This window comes from Streptomyces sp. NPDC008086, assembly GCF_042957325.1.
Classification (GTDB): Bacteria; Actinomycetota; Actinomycetes; order Streptomycetales; family Streptomycetaceae; genus Streptomyces.
In genome coordinates, this window is sequence record NZ_JBIBIA010000003.1 from 1 (window position 1) to 18,536 (window position 18,536).

The following is an 18,536-nucleotide window of genomic DNA, read 5'->3' on the forward strand; positions in this document are numbered from 1 at the left end:
CCCGCGGAGCGGGTATCATATCGCTGCGCGATATGCAAGGGGGGGCGGTCGCTGCGCTCCCGCTGCCCTCGCAGCGCGAGGCGGATCCCTGCGCTGCGCTCCGGGATCCGGTGGGGCCGGCCGCTGCGCGTCCGGTGCGGCGCGCGCTGCGCGGCCGCCGGGTTGACGGAGTGTCACGCGCGGCTAGTGGGGCCTCTTATAGGGGAGTTGGGGAGTGCTCCGCACTCCCGGGCGGGTCCGCTGCGCTCCCCTCGCCCTGACGGCCTGTCGGCTGCGCCTCCAGTCCTTTGGGGCCCGCTGTCGCGGGCTGGGCTGGCTACGAGGGTGGGGGCGCTCGTTCGTGTCGGGTTCTAGTGTAGTGGGTGCATCAGGTTGATGCACCATGTACCGTTGGCGGAAACACGGGACACCCCCAACCACCCAGGCGGGGCTAGAAACCGGGAGACAACTTGAATTCGCTGAGTGTCGAAATGCGCCTCAAGGCGCGGGAGGAAATCCAACGTGAGGTTACCGGATTGACGGCGGAGCAGATCCACGAGCGGTATGTGGCTGCTGGTGGCCTGGAAAACCGTGACGGCCGGCCTGGACCGCTCAGCACGGAGGATCGGCTGACGGCGGTCCGGCGGAACGAGCTGCGGCGCATCTGGACCCTGATGGGCGGCACCGCGTGGGACGTCTACTCCCCCGAGAACGACGCGCAGGCGGACCGCTGGCGCCAGGCGCTGCAGGACCGTCAGGAAGGCGAGAGCGGTGGGGCGGTGGAGTCTGACTCCGGGCTGATCCGCTATCGGATCGTGGCGCAGCGGACCGACCCGGCTCACCCCGGGGCCTCGGTGGTGACGAACTACACCTACGCGCGGTCCGTTGAGGAGGCTGTGGCAAAGGTGCGCCGGGCGAAGGAGAAGCCGGGTGGCCTGTACGGGGACCAGGGCCTGTACCGCGTTGTGGAGGCTGTCGAGGAGAGCCCGCAGAGCGAGGCTCGTCAACTGCAGGCCGCTCGCGGGCGGTTCCTCACTGCGGTCATGGACGCCGCTGTTGCCGCCCTGGACGACCAGTCGGCCTCTGCACACCCCGAGCTGGTCGACGTCCTGTCCGAGTTCTTCTTCGACACCGTCTTCACCCGAGCCATCGTCTCCCCCGACAGCGGAGAGGAGCACGCTCAGCTGCACGCCAGGGACGGGCAGGTCCTGTCCCGCCTGCTCCTGGCCCACCTCGCCCATCACGGCCTGGACCTGGTGGAAGCCGACGCCCGGCCCTCCGTGCGTCTGTTGAAAGCCGAAGGCCGGCGCCCCCGCGATGACGAGGACAGCGAGGCCCCGGCGGAGCTCATCGAGCAGGTCCTCGCCGTCTGCGAGCAGCACTACGCGGCCGTGACCGGCACCAGCGCGGAGCAGTGGGACAGGGAGTCGGCGCGGGAGCTCGTGGACGTCGCCCTGCGGACCATGCGCATGGCGGAGCGGGAGACCTACCCGCAGGCGTTGGAGGCGTACCTGCACGAGCACCGGGCGCGGCTGGAGCGGCTGTGGCGCCGCTACGGGCCCGGCGGCATGTTCGCGCGCGAGCTCGTGCTGATCGACCTGCCCGGGTTCCTGGTGCTGTGCGAGAGGATCGAGACATCCCCGCTCTGGCTCGAAGGGATCTGGGCGAAGCACGGCCAGGAGGAAACCGCGCTCGAAAGGCTTCAGAACAGCTGGCTGTACGACACCGGGGAAAGGGACGGGCGATGAGCAGGATTCCGCTCAAGAAACACCAGCTCGACCAGAAGTCGGCCTTTCGTAGGTGGGTCGTATTCCCTGCAAGGTCATCCGTACCCCCTCAGGGTGCCCGTGGCACGATCGTGTCAGCGACCGGCTCAGGCAAAACGATCATGGCTGCCGCGAGCACGCTGGAGTGCTTCCCCGAGGGCCGGATCCTCGTCACCGTGCCGACCCTGGACCTGCTCGTGCAGACCGCCCAGGCGTGGCGCGCGGTCGGTCACCGCTCCCCCATGGTCGCCGTGTGCTCGCTGGAGAACGACCCCGTGCTGAACGAGCTCGGGGTGCGCACCACCACCAACCCGATCCAGCTCGCCCTGTGGGCCGCGCACGGGCCGGTCATCGTGTTCGCCACGTACGCCTCTCTCGTGGACCGCGAGGACCTCGACGACCCGATGGGGCAGCGGAAGGTTCGCGGGCCGCTGGAGACCGCCCTGGCGGGCGGGGAGCGGCTCTACGGGCAGCAGATGGACGGCTTCCACCTCGCGATCGTGGATGAGGCCCACGGAACCGCTGGTGATCTTGGTAGGCCGTGGGCCGCGATCCACGACAACGCCCGCATTCCTGCCGACTTTCGGCTGTACCTGACCGCGACCCCGCGCATCCTCGCCGCGCCCCGGCCGCAGAAGGGCGCGGACGGCCAGGAGTTGGAGATCGCGACCATGGGCCAGGACTCCGAGACCTACGGGCCGTGGCTGGCTGAGCTGGGACTCTCGGAGGCGATCGAACGCGAGATCCTCGCCGGGTTCGAGATCGACGTGCTGGAGATCCGCGACCCCTCACCGGTCCTCGGGGAATCGGAGGAGGCGCAGCGGGGCCGGCGCCTGGCGCTGCTGCAGACCGCGCTCCTGGAGCACGCGGCCGCGTACAACCTCCGTACGGTCATGACGTTCCACCAGAAGGTGGAGGAAGCCGCCGCGTTCGCGGAGAAGATGCCGGAGACCGCTGCCGAGCTGTACCTCAACGATGCGTCAGACGAGGACCTGGCCGCCGCGGACAAGCTGCCGAAGTCCTCCATCGACGCGGAGTTCTACGAACTCGAGGCCGGCCGCCACGTACCCCCGGACCGGGTGTGGTCGGCGTGGCTGTGCGGCGACCACCTCGTATCCGAACGACGCGAGGCCATCCGACAGTTCGCCAACGGCATCGACGCGAACAACCGGCGCGTGCACCGGGCGTTCCTCGCCAGCGTTCGCGTGCTCGGGGAAGGCGTCGACATCACCGGCGAGCGGGGAGTCGAGGCCGTGTGCTTCGCCGACACCCGCGGCTCACAGGTGGAGATCGTGCAGAACATCGGCCGCGCCCTCAGGCTGAACCGCGACGGCTCCACCAAGGTGGCCAGGATCATCGTGCCGGTCTTCCTGGAGCCGGGCGAGGACCCCACCGACATGGTCGCCTCCGCCAGCTTCAAGCCGCTCGTGGCCGTGCTCCAGGGCCTGCGCAGCCACGATGAGCGCCTGGTCGAGCAGCTCGCCTCCCGCGCGCTCACCAGCGGCAAGCGCAAGGTCCACGTCCGGCGTGACGAGGACGGGCAGATCGTCGGGGCCGGCGGCGAGGGCGACGGCGAGGACCAGGAGGACGACACGCAGGCCGCCGCCGAAGCGGCCCTGCTCCACTTCTCCAGCCCGCGCGACGCCGCGACCATCGCGGCCTTCCTGCGCACCCGGGTCTACCGGCCGGAGTCGCTGGTGTGGCTGGAGGGCTACCAGGCCCTCATCCGCTGGCGGAAGGAGAACGAGATCACCGGCCTATACGCCGTGCCCTACGACACAGAGACCCAGGTCGGGGTCACGAAGGATTTTCCCCTTGGGCGATGGGTCCACCAGCAGCGGAAGGCCCTGCGGGCAGGTGAGCTGGAGGAGCGGCGTAAGACCCTGCTGGACGCCCCCGAGGCCGGGATGGTGTGGGAGCCGGGCGAAGAGGCATGGGAGAACAAGCTCGCCGCGCTGCGCTCGTTCCACCGGGCTACCGGGCATCTCGCCCCCCGTCAGGACCAGGTGTGGGGCGAGGGCGAGGCGATGGTGCCCGTCGGCCAGTACATGGCCAACCTCCGGCGGAAGGGCGCGAAGAACGGCCTGGGCAAGGACCCCGAGCGGGCCGCCGTGCGCGCGGCGCAGCTGGCGGCGATCGACCCGGACTGGGACTGCCCATGGGCACTGGACTGGCAGCGCCACTACCGCGTGCTCGCCGACCTGGTCGACGCCGACGGCAGCCTGCCCGACATCGCACCCGGCGTACTCATGGACGGCGACGACATCGGACGATGGCTCCAGCAGCAACGCAAGCCGGGCACCTGGGCGCAACTGTCCACCGAGCAGCAGGAACGGCTGTCCACGCTGGGCATCAAACCGCTCCAGGCGCCCTCTCCCGTCCCACTGGCCAGGCGCACGACGAAGGGCCCGAACAAGCCACAGCAGGCGTTCCAGCGCGGCCTTGCGGCCCTCGCGCAGTGGGTGGAGCGGGAAGGCGCCCACCGGCCTGTACCCCGCAGTCACAGCGAACAGATCACGATCGACGGCGAGACCGAGCCAGTGACCATCAAGCTCGGCGTGTGGGTCTCCAACACCAAAACCAGGCGCGACAAACTCACCCCCGAACAGCGCACTGCCCTCACGGAGTTGGGCATCGAATGGGCATGATGCCTGTCCGGCACGGAGAGAGCCCGGGAGGTTTTGTCAGCGCAGGGTGAGTGGTGGGCCACCAGGCCAAGGGATGCAGTGCCGTCCCAGTCTGTGCAAGCGGCGGTGATCGAGGGAGCCGTCCCGTGTATGTCAGGCCCTCCCGCTAGCTTCGCCTCATGGACGCAGGAGACTGGATTGCACTCAGCACGGGCGCCGTATCGGTGGGCGCCGCGGCCATCGCTATCTGGCAGGCAAGGACCGCATCGGCCTCGGCAAGCCACTCCGAGAAGCAAGCCCGTGCAGCCGACGAGCAGGTACGTGTGGCCAATGAGCAACTTCAACAGGCAGAACGTCTGCACCGCGAGCAGTTGGCGCTGGCAGAACGCATCCATCGGGAGCAGAACGAGCCGTACGTGATCGTCGACATCCAGCCTTCAGACCCCACCTCGGGGACCCTCGTGGTCGTCATCGAGAACATCGGCCCGACCGTGGCCCGTGACGTGCGTGTCTCCTGCGATCCGCCCCTGGTCTCCGGGTGGGGAGACGACCTGACGGAGATGCTTCAACGCGCCTTGTCCCGCACCATTCCCATGCTGCCGCCTGGGCGGCGGCTCGAGTTCCTCCTAGACAACCAGGACCGGTTCGAGAACAGTGACCTGCCCACCGCCTACACCTTCACCGTCGAATCCGAGGGGCCCAGCGGAAGCGTGGAGTCTCTTGAGTACGTGGTCGACTTCGGGACTTGGGCGGAGTCACTGATGAAGAACCGGCCGACGAAACAGATCGAAGAAAAACTCGGCAAGATCCAGGATGCGGTGAAGGCTCTGTCAGACAGCTACAAGCTGGCCAACGCCCCTGCCATTCGGACCGAGCACGAGCACAGGAGAGACCTGATGCGGCAGCAGAGGGAAGCACGCAGCAACAACGGCGAACCGCCAGCTCCCCCTACTCAGTAGCGCTCCGCTTGCGCCAGGCGTTGTAGCGGGCCGTGGTCAGGACGTCCATCCTGCGAGCTTCGATGCCTCGGGCGTCCGCATCGCCCACGCGCCCCGGAGTGGCACGTCAGACGGTGACCGGTGTTTGTGACTGTGCCCTTCATCTGCGGGCTTCGCCAACTGGGGCAGGCAACCAGCACACTTCCGCCATGAACTCGATAGGGGCTGCCCTCGCCGCTGGAGGGAAGGGCACAGGCTTCGACTGGACGCCGGTCTGGCCGCTCGTTGGTGTAGTGGTGGCGGGCCTCTTCGCGCTCGCCGGCCACAGCATGGTGCAGCGGGCCACAAGGGGGCAGGCCGAGGCTCAAACGGCCCGCGACCTCAGCAAGTGGCACCGCGAGCTGAGGCGTCAGTCTTACGTGGACTGCATCGTCGCGTACGAGAGGCTGCGCGACATGATCGTTCCGCTGTCCCGAGCGATTCCCTGGCCTGTGAGCCGCAGCTTGACCTCAGAAGAGGCAGCCCAGGTAGAAGCTCTCCTCGTCACGCTGGGCGAGCGTTATGACGAGGCTTTCCAGAAGTGCCAGATCGTGCGTCTGGAAGGTCCCGGAAGTGTGGCTGATGCTGCACAGCGGCTCATCTTCGCGGCGGCAGACTTCCGCCAAGCTGCCGATGAACGAGCTCGGGCAGCGGGCGCAGGGGAGCCCCCGGCGCAACCGACAACCTGGAGCTCCTCGGCCGAGAAGATGAACGATGAGCTGGAATCCTTCATCGAGCTCGCCGGGACCGTGATCGCCGTCGATTAGGCACGGTCTTTCCGCCAGCCCTGACGCTTAGACTCGCCGTTCTCGGATGCTCAAACGCCATCTGAAGTGCTCAGTCACTTGCGGTCGACGGGGCTCGCGGCTGTTCGAGATCTACAGGTCGAACTCAAGGTGCTCGATGTCGGTGAAGCGGACCTCCTCCAGCTGGCCGGCGCGGCGGCCGTTGTCCTGGAAGTACACCTCCTTGAGTGCTTCGGCGGCGATCTGCTGGAGCTGCTGATCGGTGGCGCCTTGCTCCTGGGCGTTGAAGAGGCGGGCGGCGTAGCGGGGCGGCAGCGCGACCGTCAGGTGCCGGAGGCGGTCCTCGTCCGTCGTGCCGATCGGCGCGGTGTAGCCGATCCGGGCACGGGTGTCGATGACGATGCCGCCGGTGGTGGCCGCCTTTTGTCGCGCCTTGGCGCGGATCTGTGGCTGCCACCGCTTCTTCACCTCGTTCTCCAGGCGGGCTGCGAGGTCCGGACGGGGCTTCTTGATCTGGTCTTTGACGTACCGTTCGACGGTGCGCTGGGAGATGCGCAGCATCTGGGCGACCGCCTTGGTGCCCTTGAGCTGCTTGACCAGGTAGCGCATCTGCGCGGGCGCGCTCTTGGGCGGCGGGCGGGTGAACGCCTTGTGTACCGCTGCGTCCAGGCCGTCCCCGAACACGCTCATCGCCTGCTACTCCCCGTTGTCGACGTTGGTGACGGTGCCGTCCTTGATGTACCGGGCGAGGTTGAGCTCCGGGGCGTTGAACTGCTCGCGGATGCCCTCGCCCCACAGCACGCTCTGGGTGCCCTCCCACTTCACCAGGCCCGGGTTGATACCGAGCTTGAAGCCGCCCGGCAGCGGCTTGCCGTCCCGGTAGGGCAGGAAGTCCAGCGGCGATGGCCCGTCGGAGGCGTAGACGGCGCAGTCCGAGAGGATGGCCACCGGGTACTGCCCGGTGAAGGCGGCGTGCTTGACGATCTTGCGGTGCATGTTGATCCGGGTCCGGGAGATGACGGCGGCGCGGATGTCTGGGCGCCAGGTGGGCCGGGCGAGGGCCCGCCAGGGCTGCCCGGGCTTCCAGCCCTCCCCGCGCGGGCGCTCGCGCAGCTTGCCGATGCCGCCCTTCACGGTCGCCTTGATCGCGGACACCACGATCGCCAGCTCGGGGTCACGCTGTCGGTAGCCGTCCATCGCCGCGAGGAACTCCTGCGGCGGCAGGTCCGCGCTCACCCCGAGGTCGGCCATCGTGGCGAGGTAGGCATCGCGCAGCCGGTTGTACCAGGCGTCCAGGTAGCGGCCGTTGTCGTGGCGGACGTACGCCTCGATGGGGCGCACGTCGTAACCGAGCTCCACCGCGTACGCCACAGTCGGCGTCGCGTACCAGGCCGGCCCCGTCGGGCGCTCGCCCTTCGGCGTGAACGGGCTCGGCAGCAGCTCGCCGTCCAGGTCCGCCCGCTTGTCCTTGGCGACCTTTACGCGGGACAGGTCGACGTGGCTGAGGTCGACCAGCCAGGAGCCGGGCAGTTTCGCGTCGAAGACGGGGTTCTTGACGCGCGTCGGCGCGCCCAGGCCGACCGTGAGGCCGTTCGCGCCGGCGGCGAAGGCCATGTTCACGTCGATCCCCACCAGGTGAGGGCGAAGGCATTCGGCGTCGGTCAGCGGGCGTGCCCAGTCGTACGCCTCCTCCACCAGGACCTCGGCCGGGGTGCGCTGGTGGAAGCGCGGCAGGTCCGCCAGGACCGGGTGCCCGTCGGGGGCCTCGCACGGCGCGCAGTCCACCGGATCCTTCCCCAGCGAACCGGGGTTGTGCTCAGAATGCCGCCTGCCGTCCGCGTCCGGTTCCGAGGCACGGGTCGGCGGGTGCAGGGCGGTCATCAGCTCCAGACCGGTCACGGCGGTCGATCCGCGCGGCGTCATCACGCGGGCCGCATACGTGCCCAGCAGCCGGGCCAGTTCCGCCGGCGGCAGCTGCCCCGCGTCTGCCCAGTGCCGGGTGTCGAGCGCGTCCCACGACGGGATGCACAACTGCACGCAGGATCGCTCCGCGCCCTGCGCGGGACGGTAGATCCGCGCCCACGGCCCGAACCCGCGCTTGGTCAGCTGCCAGTGCGCGCGCGTCAGCTGCTTGATGACCTTGTGGCCCTCCGGCAGCCGCCCGGCCAGGCGCTCCTGTTGGGTGAGCGTGACGGGCAGGCCGTAGTACTCGCACGCGGCCTCGGTCAGCACGATCAGGGGGTCGGCGTCCTTGCCCGGTCCGGACAACTTCGGCTGGCCGAACCGCCCTTCGCCAAGCGTCCACTCCACCAGGGCCGGGATCGACTTCGCGGTTACGTCCAGGACCAGGCCGGCGACGCAGTACGCCAGCACCTGGCCGTCGGCAACGTCGACAACCGCGAGCGGACCGTGCTCGAAACGCGGATCGGCGCCGCCCACCGTGGTGCTGGCGGGGGCGGCCTTCTTCGTGGCCGGGCGCCGCGACGTCGGCCTGGCCGGGGCCGCCGGGCGCGGTACCGGCGCAGGGGCAGCGGGGCGCAGTGCGGTGTTCGCGGGCTCCGCAGCCGGGCCTGTGGGTGCGGGGCGGGCTTGGGCCGGTTCAACTGCCGATGGCGCAGCGGCCGGGACGGCAGGCGTCTCGGGGATCGCCGTGTCCTCAGGGGGCACCGGAGCGCCTGCGGGGTAGAGCTGGGCGAGTTGCTTGAGCATGCGGGCGTATGCATCGCGCTCCGGCGGCCGCGGCTCGGTCTTGCCGGCCTCCCAGCCGCTGACCGTCGCGCGCCGCACCCGCAGTGCGGCGGCCACCTCGTCCAGCGTCAGGCCGTGCGCCTGGCGCAGCCGCTTGCGTTCCGCCGGAGGCGGCAACGGGGAGCGGGACGCGATGAGCGCGTCGACCGCGTCGAACAGCTCGGACATGCAGCACCTCCTGCCCCACCCTAGCGTGAAGCGCACCTTTCGCGTACCAAACGCGTACGGATCCCGTAAACGGAGGTTGGTGGCACGGCTGCCCCGGAAAGGGCGCCCTCGGGCTTCGGCTGCTTCAGGCTCCTTAGCCGAGGGTTTGCGGTGGTGTCTTGGCTTTGCCTGAACTGGCCGGGGGAGCGGCTTGGTGTGAGAGATCTGGGAGAGCAGACGGCCGCCGTGCACCAGCCATCGCGGTGGAGAACGCTCGGGGGCGGGCATGGGTGAGATCGTAAGGGGGCTCGAGCGAGCGCTGCTGACCCGTCCCGTGCCTACGAGTGAGGCCGCTGTGCGTTTCTTGCTCAAGACGGAGAAGGGCTCCACGAAGAACGTGGCTGTCCTTCTGGGAATCTCCCAGCGCACGGTACAGAGGTGGGTCACCACCCGTCCGGGAATGCGCCGCCGTCCCAGTGCTGTGCATGCGGGGTTGATAGATGAGGCCGTCAGGGCACGGTGGCAGCCCCGGGTGCGCGCCCGCCAGCGGGCCCGAGCCGAGGCCGACGGCTTTGTCCTCCACACCAGGGCGCGGTTCGGATTCGCCGCTCCGGCAGGATCGTCGGACGATCCGCGGGTACGGCTGATCACCCAGTACCTGTCAGGAGAAGTGGCCCGCGAGTTGTTCGCCGCCCGGGACGCCGGCGGAGGCGAGCAGCAGCAGATGGTGATCCTCGCCCGGGCGCTGGGGCATGCCTACTTCCGGGACGGAGGCCTGCGTGCCTACGGTCTCGGGATCGCCTTCACCGATGTGGAGTTCGCCGAGTTCTCCATCGGCTGACCGTGCACCAGGTTCGGGCTCAGCGCGAGGGCGGGATCTGGTGCCGTGTCAGCATCCCGTCGTAGCGCTGTGCTTCCTTGCGTTCGCGCCAGTCCCACTGGATACGGCCGGTGCGCTGGTCGGCGGGCGGCTGGGGCGGGCGGAGCCTGGCGCCCTCGGCCACGCGCAGCAGGTGGGCGCGGTCGTGGGGGCCGGCCAGCAGATGCTGGTCCTGGCCAGGCGCGAGCCGGGCGAAGCACACGGCGGCCTTCAGGAAGACGCGCGCCCACGGCGGCACCCGGTGCGAGGCGCAGCCGTCGGTGTAGCGGGCGCGGTCATGCAGGGCCAGGGTGGCTGTGGCGTCGTCGTAGTCGCCGGGGCGGGCGGTGGCGAGCTGCTGGAACGAGGCGCCGGTGAAGAGCGCGGCGGCGAGAGCGGCGGCCAGGCGGGGATGGGCGGTCGCGGCGGCCAGGCGCCGGGCAACTTCCCGGGCCGTCTGACCAGTGAGAGGTGCGGGTGGCGGGCGGTGCCGGAAGACGATCGGCGGTGGTGCGCACGGCGCGGTACAGGGAGTGGGGCTGTCGTAGGAGACGAGGCGGTCCAGCGCGGGCAGGGTGAGCCACCGATCTGTCGGCTGGGCGGGCGCGTCCGCAGGCGGAGGTTCGGCGGCAGATGTGCCGTAGTAGTGGCGGCGGGCGGCCTGGAAGTCGGCGGTGATGGCGTAGTCGGCCGTCTGCAGAGCCTGGTGCAGGGCGGCGGGCAGGTGAGGGCGGTGGCACACCAGGGTCAGGTGGATACCGGTGAGGGCGCGCAACTGCAGGAGGCGCATCGTGCGGCGGGCGGTGAGGCGGTGGGCGCGCAGGACGGTCAGCCGGGTGACGGGCAGGGCGGTGATCCAGGCGGTGACGGCTTCCCAGGCGGGCTGACGGCCGGCGGGGAAACGCCCCGGGAGCAGGGGTGTTTTGCCCAGGGCGGCGAGAAGGTCGTGGGCGAGGCCGGTTTCACTGGTGGTGCCCGGGCCGGGGTGCAGAGTGATCCGGCCGGACGGCGGATGGTGGGCGGCCAGGGCGGTGTGCGTGTGGATCGCGTCGTCGCCTGGGTCGAGGACCACGGCGACGGACGGTGGCACGGCGGGCGGCATGGCGACGTGGTGTCAGGCGAGGCGGCTGAAGGCCCAGCGCAGCAGCTCCTGGTCCACCCGGGGGCGGCCGGTGCGGGCCAGGGCGGTGCGGGTGTGGGCGGTCAGCTGGGCCCATGCGCGGAAGTTGCCGTGTGCGGCGTGACTGTCAGCGAAGGTGATGTCATCGGGGTCGGCGTCGGCCCAGATCGGATGGAACAGCGGGATTGCCTCGAGGACTTCGCTGGGGGTGAGGCGGGTGAAGTGCTGCCAGATGAAGATGCGGGAGGAGAGCATCGGTTCGCGGCGCAGCACGGTGTGGCAGCCCTCGCCGCCGACGAAGATGATCGCGAGCTGGGTGGCTGGTTCGTCCCACAGGTAGCGGAAGTATTCGAATGCCTCCCCGTTGAGCCACTGGGCCTCGTCGACGAGGAAGGTGCGGGGGCGTTCGGCCAGGGCGGTTTTCAGCAGGCGGTCGAATTCGCTGGGGTGGCGCGGTGGTTCACCGGCCAGGTCGAGCGCGGTGAACAGTTCGTAGCGCACCGCACGGGCGGTGGGACGGGCACGGAAGGTGATCTTGCGGACATCCTCGTGCGGTTCGAGTCCCCGCAGGCAGGTGTTGACGGCGAGGGTCTTGCCGAAGCCGGCGCCGCCGTGGATGCACATCATGGCGCGGGCGGCGACGGTGTCGGTGATGTTCTCCCGGGCGGTGAGCAGGGCGCGGGTGGTGACCACGGACGCATCGGGCAAGTCGACGTACTGGTAGGTGGCCGCGGTCACGAGGCGTCTCCGTCTTCAGTGGTCTGAGCGGTCGATCCGGGCACACGCCCGGGGGCAGGTTCGGACGGGACGGGAGCAGGCCGGCCGGGCGCGGTCCGGGTGACGAGGGATGGCGGGGTGCGCCAGTCGGCTGGGGGCGCGGCGGGCGGGATGAGGTCCGGCATCGCCAGATCGGACAGGTTGGTGCCGGCGGCCTGGGCGAGTTCGGCCTCGGCCTGCGCGGTGGTCAGGGCGCCGAGCCGCTGGGGGGCCTCGGGCTGGTTCACGGCGGCGTAGCGCTCGCGCTGGGAAGCCTCCAAGTCCTTCTTCAGGCGGCGGGCGCGGGCGGCCCGCGCCCTTCGTACGGCGCTGACCTGTTCCTCGGTGGCCTGGTCGGCCAGCTCTGCGGGACCCAGGTAGCGGCCGGTGGCGGCGTGGTAGACCTCGATGCGGTGATCGTGGTGGGGCATGAAGCGGACCCGGACCTGGATCCCGGCCTGGCCGGTCATCCACGGCCCCACATAGTCGCGTTTCCTGAAGCGGATGCCGCGGGTGGTCAGCGTGCGGGTGCCGGCGTCCTCCAGGGTGAACGTCCACAGATCTGCCGCAGGCACGTCCCGCAGCGGGGTGGGATCGTCCTGCCACGCCTCAAGCGGAGTCCTGCCCCGCAACGGCGCGGGACGGTGCTCGGTGTTCCACCACGAAGTCCAGGCCAGCAGCCGGGCGGTGAAGTCCTCGAAGCCGAGCAGCACTTCGTCCTTCGGACGAGAGGCGCGTTTGCCGGGGCGCGGCTGGCGGGCATAGCCGGGCAACGCGGCCAGGAACATGCTCTCCACCGCCCGGTTCAACCCCTCCACGGTGCCCTTGAGGTGAGGGGTGTAGGCAGGCAGATCCTCCACCGTCACGTCCAGAAGATCGAACGCAGCCGTCACCGTCCTGGACAGGAAGTCCTTGCCGCGGTCGACACGCACCTTCTCCGGCCGACCGCCGAACGGACCGTACGGCTCCTCGCGCAGGACCGCGGAGCGCAGCGCGGCCAGCACCGACTCCCGCGACGGATCACCCGGCGTGACCGCGACACCGGTGATCGCGTTCGTCGCGCAGTCGGTGAACCAGGTGATCCACGGCCTGCGGGCCTTGCCATCGACATCGACCAGCACCGGCGCCTGCATGTGGTCCGTCTCCCACACCTGGTTACGCCAGCCACGCGGCCGGGCCAGGAAAACATCGTGCTTGCGTGCCGCCCGCTCCCCACCAGCAAGCCCGGCCCGCTCCCCCGGCGTCAGATCACGGCGGATCGCCCGGTGCAGCGTCGTCAGCGACGGTGCGTCTGCCGGAGGAGACTGCCGAGCAGCGCGGAGGACCAGCTGGCGATGGACCGCCCGCACGTTCCCCTTCCACAGCGCCAACAGCCCACGGACTTCAGGCGTGATCGTGAACCTCGTCTTGGCCGGGGCCCGTGCGCCGGGCTCGTCCGCCGCCCGTTCATCGCGGCTGGCTGCGGCCAGCCACCGCCACACTGTGCGCTCCGACACTCCCAGCGCATCCGCCGCCACCCGGACATGACCGGCCGTCAGCTCGCCCCGCACCCGCAGAGCGAGCAGCCGGCGCACCGCCACACCGCGCAGCGCGGTACGCGACGCCTCCGGAAGCCCTCCCCGCGCGGCTTCGGCCGCACCACCGTCTTCCATCTCCCCCTCCTCGCACATCCACTCAGGCCGGAGGACTCAGACGCCTAAACAGACACCGCAGCAGCGCCCGGTCCACCGTCGCGTCCGGCACGGTCAGCAGCGCGTTCTGCAGATGCGTCGTCAAGGCAGCCCAGGTACGGAAGACACCGTGCGTGCACGACTGGTCGATCCACGCCACCTCCCCGTCAGCTACGCCGGCCCACAACGGATGAAAGGCCGACACCGTCGCAGCCACCTCGCCCGCGGCAAGACGCCCCACCTCCTGCCACGCGCAGATCCGCGACGCCAGCTGCGGCAGACGCGCCACCGCGCGCTCGCTGCCCGCCCCGCACAGCACCAGCGCCATCCGCGCCTGCGGGTGGTCCCACAACGACTGCAGATACTCCAGGCACGGCACCGGCAATCGCTGCGCCTCATCCACCACCAGCACCCGAGCCTGGCCCAGGGCGCCGATGATCCGCTCATCGGCCTCGGCCGAACGGTGCGGAAACCGACCCGCCAACGTCAGAGCCTCGAACACGGCCCGCCGCAGTTCCGACACCGACGGGCGCACCGGCACCCGCACCCACGACACGCTCCAGCCCACCGGCCGATCCGACAGCGCCATCCGCAGCGCCACCGTCTTGCCCCGCCCCGCATCCCCGAACACACACGCAGCGCCCTCAGCCGCCATCGCCTGCCCCACCGCCTCGGCCACCGCACGCACCGACGCCGTATGCACCGCCTGAGCACCCGCCGGCAACACCACGCCCGGCGCCTGCCCCACCGGCGCTGCCTCCCACGAGGGCATCAGCTCAGCCGGACCAGCCCCGCCACCAGCAGACGGCGCGCCGACGCCAGCACCCGCGACCACGAGATCCGCCAGAGCCTGCCGGGTCTCCCGCTCAACCCGCTCCTGGCGCAAAACGGCACGGTCCGGCAACACCCGTCCCGCGGCCAGCTCCCGCTGCACGGCCCGGTACACCGAGGCCAGCGACACCCCCGCATCCCCGTCCCCGCAATCCTTCAAATGCCGGTACAGGACAGACACATTGCCGCCCGCCTGCGCCAGCACCTCCCACGCCTCCTGCGACAACTCGAACCGGGAACGCCTGCGACGCTCCACACGGCCCTCACTGCGCGCCGCCTCCACCCACCGCCACACCGTCCTCGAATGCACCCCCGCCAACCGCGCCCCCGCCCGCACATGCGCCGACGTCAAACCACCAGCCGCATCCAGCTCCAGCAACCGCCCCACCAACACCGGCCGGGAAACCGACACCAGTCCCTCAAGCTCCCACTCCCCCACCCGGTCCTCCCCGGCCGCACCCACCGACAGAAGACCACCGTGAACCCACCCGCCCCGCAAAAGGATCAGAAGTACCGTTCCCGTGACAGCGGCACGAGGCAGGGTCTAACGCCCCATGGCAGTCACGACGACAGCGGACACCACCCCATGTCAGCGACACTCCCCACCCTCAACGCCCGGCCAGCAAAAACTCCCCGACCTGACATACCGTCACTGACACCCAACCACTGACACCAAACCGGCACATCGCAACCTGGCCTTTCGTCACCCATGTCAGCAACAGGTGAGCACCATCCGTCAGTGCCAACTACCAGGTCACCGAGGCTGTACCACTGACATTCAGATGACGATGCCCAGCTGACACTTCCCCGCAGACTGTCAGGCGCCGACGTCGGTGTTGTCCGCCATGGCCTGCTCCTTCCATGTGATCACGATGGCCTTGGTGGTGTTGGGCTTGATGACCGATCCGCTGGCGGGGCCGTCGATGCTGTAGGCACCGGTTCCATGGCTCAGGTAGGCCGGCGTGTAGCGCAGGGTGGGGATGCCGACCTTGCCGATGAAGGTTCCGAATTGGATACGGAATTCCTGCTTCATCTCACCGGACTTGTGAGAGCTGAGGATGCCCACCTTGACGACGAACGGCATCTTCCCGATCTCGACGCCCTTTTTGTCGTGGACCTTCACTTCCAGGTTCTCCCAGACGCCGCAGGCGTTTTTGCGGTTCACCCGCCAGTGGCCGTCCCAGGGGGCGGTGGTGCACCAGCCGGGGATGGTCGTCCCGTGGGTGTCGGGGCCCTCGATGATCGGGTCGTCGGGCTCCTCGTCCTTCAGTGAGGCCGGGGTGATGCCGCCCTCCGTGATGCAGGAGATGCCGGTTTCGCAGGCGTCGAGGTCGCCGAGTTGGCCCGATGTCTTGGGATCAGGCGCGGAGGTGTTGGCGTCGGCGGCGAAGTCGTCCAGGGTCACCGGGCGTTCCTCGTCCACGGTGGGGTCCGTGTCGCCTTCCTCGGGGGTGGTCCCGGCGGCCGGGTCGGTGGGAAAGCCCATGGTGCCGAACTGGAACTCCTGGTCGAAGGCGGAGCCGCGGGGCTTCTGGTCGGCGACGGGGTACCCGTAGGGGCCCTTCTCGTAGCCGGACAGGGTCCACTTGTCCAGCAAGCCGCCGCTGACGGGGTGCGCGCCGTAGGCCTCGGTCCAGTAGATCATTCCGTGTTCGAAGCGAGTGCCGCGTCCCAGGCCGTCGGGGGTGGTGAACTCGTCGCTGATGGGATAGCCGAGGTAGCCGCCTTCCCAGCCTGCCTCGCCCCACTTGTCGCGGATGGCGCCGCCCACCGCGTACGCCTCGTTCAGCTTCCAGTAGATGGTGGAGTTCTCGAAGTGCTGGCGTCGCCCGATGCCGTCGGGGTTGACGATCTCGTCGGAGGTGGGATAGCCGACCTTCCCGGCCTCGTAGCCGTTACGGGCCCAGGCTGCGAAGAAGTGGTTGACGACGGGGTGGGCGCCGCCCTGCGGGGACCAGTAGATCGGTCCGTTCAAGAACTCGGTGCGCTTGCCGTAGCCGTCGGGGTTGGTCAGCTCGTTGGAGTTGGGCAGCGACAGGAAGCTGTTCGGGCCGCCGAGCTCGTTGTACTTGTCGCGGATCGCGCCGCACACCTCATACGGCGCGGGCCAGTACACCTGGCAGTCGCCGTCGGCCGCCTGGCGCGCCTCCATGGTCTCGGCCTTGTCGGCGTCCTTTTTGCTGAACCCGTGCGGGACGCTCTCACGGTCCGAGCGCATCTTGCCTGCGCTGATGTGGCTTTCCGGGTTGGCGGTCGGGCGCCATTTCGGTGCGGCGGGTGAGGCGCTGGCGGCGGTGGTACTGCCCACCAGCGCGATCACCGCAGCCATGATCGTCAGCAGTCTGCGTCTGAACACCACGGTCCCCTTGTCATCACAGCGCGCCCTGAGTACGGGCGCCCGCAGTAGTAGACCGGAGCATCCAGCCGAGAGCGCTACCCGATTGAGCCTATTTCCCGGCCGGTTCTAGTAGTGCTTGGTCAGGTCGGTATCAGTTGTGGCATGTCGCGGTGACACGTGGGGCAGGCGCCGGTCCAGACCGCGAGGAGTAGCTGCAGTTCGCGGGCGACCTTGTAGAGGCTCAGGCCGGCGCCGTCTCTTTTGGGGACCGGGTGATGCGCTGGAGGGTGCAGAAGGCGTGCGCGACGGAGACCAGGGTGACGTGGTGGTGCCAGCCTCGCCAGGTGCGGCCTTCGAAGTGGGCCAGGCCCAAAACCTGTTTCATCTCGCGGTAGTCGTGCTCGATGCGCCAGCGCAGCTTCGCGGTGCGCACGAGAGTGGCCAGCGGAGTGTCGGCGGGCAGGTTGGACAGCCAGAACTGCAAGGGTTCGGACTCGGTGGCGGGCCATTCGGCCAGCAGCCAGCGCACGGGTAGTTCGGGTCCGTCGGCTCTCTTGCGGATCTCGCGTCCGGCGGGCCTGATCCGCAGGGCCACGAACCGCGAGTACATCCGCTTCACCCGCAGAGCGCCATTCCGCCAGCGCACATCCACGACGGACCCGATCGGTGCCCCTTCGGTGCGGGTGTACTCGAACGTGGCCTGCTCCCCGCGGCCGGCGAGCCAGGCCGCGGCCGCCGACCGCACATAGAGGTGGTCTGCGCTGTCCACGCCGTGGGAACGGCGCCCGCACACGTGCGGCAGCCCGTCCGGATCCGGGTGATGGGCGAAATGACAGGCCCGGTCCGTATACAGCTTCGTGGTCAACTGCCCTCCGCAGCCGTCGAGCAGAATCCCGCACCAGAAGGTGTCGTCCTCGTGAGCGCGGCGGAATGCATCCAGCTCGATCGCTTCCATCGGCAGCATCAACGGCTCATCGGAGTCCGCCCCGCCGAGCACAGCTGTCTGAATCCGTCGCCTGTCCGTGCGCACAAACGCCCCCATCCCGTCCTGCCAACACATCGTGTCACCAGCGGAGTTCACCAACCAGTTCGCCTCTCGGCTCGACTCAGGCCGTACGCCCCATCTGTGATGCCCTTGCCGCGCTGCCGATCACGCTGTCCGTGGCCTGTCCCTTCCGGGCAGCGCGCTCGGCCCGGGCCCGGCGCAGTGCGGCCGCCTCGGTGGCTGCGGCCTGGCGGCGGCGCTCCAGGCGCGCCTGCTCGATCGAGGTCGGCACATCGGCCGGGACGACATCTGGTTCGGGGAAGGCCCGGCGGCTCAGCTCCCTCATCGCGGCGGTCTGCCGCTCCACCGCTTCCGCAATGGCCGGGTCCACCCTCGACGGCCTGGCGGCCCGGCGGTGTGCCTCGATCGCCCGGCGGTAGCCGTCCGGCGGGGTTCGACGCTCCACCGGCGCGGCGGGCACCGTCGGCTGCGGGGCCAGGTCGGCGGCCGCCGCGACGGGGGCGGCCTTCATGGGCTCGGGCGCCAGGACGTGCAGGGTGCGGACGTTCGCGCCGGGCACCGTCTCGTTGGCCGCCGCGATCAGCTTCGGTGTGCTCCAGCGCAGCTTCGTGCCGTACGCGGGGGCGTCGGGGACGACGTCCAGGCGGCCGGTGTCCGCGTCGAACGCCACCGCGCGGGCGTGACCGGCGAGTTCGGGCGCGGTCGCTTCGTCGCCGAGGTGCTGGCCGGCAGCACCCGGCACCGAGTGGTGTCCTGTGCCACCAAAGATTAATCGTGCAGGCGAGAGCCGTGGTCAACATCGAACACGCAAGTACCCCGCGCCGTCAGTGCTTGATCGTCCATCGAAGGTCGGGCGGCTTCGATGGAACATACTCAAAGAGGGCGGCGACTTGTCAGAGCCAAGCGTCCGTTGAGCGTCCTCTGGGGGCGTGTAGGCCTGCGGGGCAATCTTCTCGTATGAGGTGC

The 18,536-nt window shown here is 69.7% G+C and carries 12 protein-coding genes and 2 pseudogenes; 5 read left to right on the top strand and 9 right to left on the bottom strand.

The genetic code is table 11. The annotated features are described in order from the left end of the window. Positions 1–515 precede the first annotated feature (515 nt). The 4 genes from ACFZBP_RS10215 (at position 516) to ACFZBP_RS10230 (ending at position 6,116) form a co-directional block, all read left to right on the top strand. Positions 516–1,727 (top strand): hypothetical protein, encoded by a 1,212-nt coding sequence (locus ACFZBP_RS10215; RefSeq protein ID WP_391411654.1) that lies wholly within the window; start codon positions 516–518, stop codon positions 1,725–1,727. Beyond that, positions 1,724–4,393 (top strand): Helicase associated domain protein, encoded by a 2,670-nt coding sequence (locus ACFZBP_RS10220; protein WP_391411656.1) that lies wholly within the window; start codon positions 1,724–1,726, stop codon positions 4,391–4,393. The genes ACFZBP_RS10215 and ACFZBP_RS10220 overlap by 4 nt, the downstream gene beginning before the upstream one ends. Positions 4,394–4,551: 158 nt before the next feature. Continuing rightward, positions 4,552–5,331, top strand: a complete 780-nt coding sequence (locus ACFZBP_RS10225; protein WP_391411658.1) for a hypothetical protein — start codon at positions 4,552–4,554, stop codon at positions 5,329–5,331. Positions 5,332–5,519: 188 nt separating this feature from the next. Continuing rightward, entirely contained in the window at positions 5,520–6,116 is a 597-nt protein-coding gene (locus ACFZBP_RS10230) for a hypothetical protein (RefSeq protein ID WP_391411660.1), read from the top strand. Between the two features lie 111 nt (positions 6,117–6,227). Here the strand turns inward: ACFZBP_RS10230 and tpg (ACFZBP_RS10235) are convergent, their stop codons facing one another. Together tpg (ACFZBP_RS10235) and tap are read right to left on the bottom strand one after the other, a co-directional pair. Then, complete coding sequence (gene tpg, locus ACFZBP_RS10235) at positions 6,228–6,785, bottom strand: telomere-protecting terminal protein Tpg (protein WP_391411662.1); 558 nt, start codon at positions 6,783–6,785, stop codon at positions 6,228–6,230. A 6-nt stretch (positions 6,786–6,791) separates the two neighbouring features. After that, positions 6,792–9,011 (bottom strand): telomere-associated protein Tap, encoded by a 2,220-nt coding sequence (gene tap, locus ACFZBP_RS10240; protein WP_391411664.1) that lies wholly within the window; start codon positions 9,009–9,011, stop codon positions 6,792–6,794. A 265-nt stretch (positions 9,012–9,276) separates the two neighbouring features. Between tap and tpg (ACFZBP_RS10245) the strand changes: the two genes are divergently transcribed. Beyond that, positions 9,277–9,831: a telomere-protecting terminal protein Tpg gene (gene tpg / locus ACFZBP_RS10245; protein WP_391411666.1), complete on the top strand. Its 555-nt coding sequence runs from the start codon at positions 9,277–9,279 to the stop codon at positions 9,829–9,831. A 19-nt stretch (positions 9,832–9,850) separates the two neighbouring features. Here the strand turns inward: tpg (ACFZBP_RS10245) and ACFZBP_RS10250 are convergent, their stop codons facing one another. The 7 genes and pseudogenes from ACFZBP_RS10250 to ACFZBP_RS10280 form a co-directional block, all read right to left on the bottom strand. Then, on the bottom strand, positions 9,851–10,951 hold the full coding sequence (locus tag ACFZBP_RS10250; RefSeq protein WP_391411668.1) for a hypothetical protein: 1,101 nt from the start codon (positions 10,949–10,951) through the stop codon (positions 9,851–9,853). 12 nt (positions 10,952–10,963) lie between these two features. Continuing rightward, positions 10,964–11,707, bottom strand: a complete 744-nt coding sequence (locus ACFZBP_RS10255) for an AAA family ATPase (RefSeq protein WP_391411670.1) — start codon at positions 11,705–11,707, stop codon at positions 10,964–10,966. Between the two features lie 85 nt (positions 11,708–11,792). Continuing rightward, positions 11,793–13,299: pseudogene (locus ACFZBP_RS10260) on the bottom strand (Mu transposase C-terminal domain-containing protein); the annotation flags it as partial. A 100-nt stretch (positions 13,300–13,399) separates the two neighbouring features. Continuing rightward, entirely contained in the window at positions 13,400–14,665 is a 1,266-nt protein-coding gene (locus tag ACFZBP_RS10265) for an AAA family ATPase (protein ID WP_391411672.1), read from the bottom strand. Positions 14,666–15,043: 378 nt separating this feature from the next. Next, the gene (locus ACFZBP_RS10270) at positions 15,044–16,582 is read right to left on the bottom strand and encodes an LGFP repeat-containing protein (RefSeq protein WP_391411674.1); all 1,539 of its coding nucleotides are present in this window, start codon (positions 16,580–16,582) and stop codon (positions 15,044–15,046) included. 223 nt (positions 16,583–16,805) lie between these two features. After that, positions 16,806–17,210: pseudogene (locus ACFZBP_RS10275) on the bottom strand (transposase); the annotation flags it as partial. A 460-nt stretch (positions 17,211–17,670) separates the two neighbouring features. Then, a complete protein-coding gene (locus ACFZBP_RS10280; RefSeq protein WP_383460230.1) occupies positions 17,671–18,312 on the bottom strand; it encodes a DUF721 domain-containing protein in 642 nt (213 codons plus the stop codon). Positions 18,313–18,536: the final 224 nt, after the last annotated feature.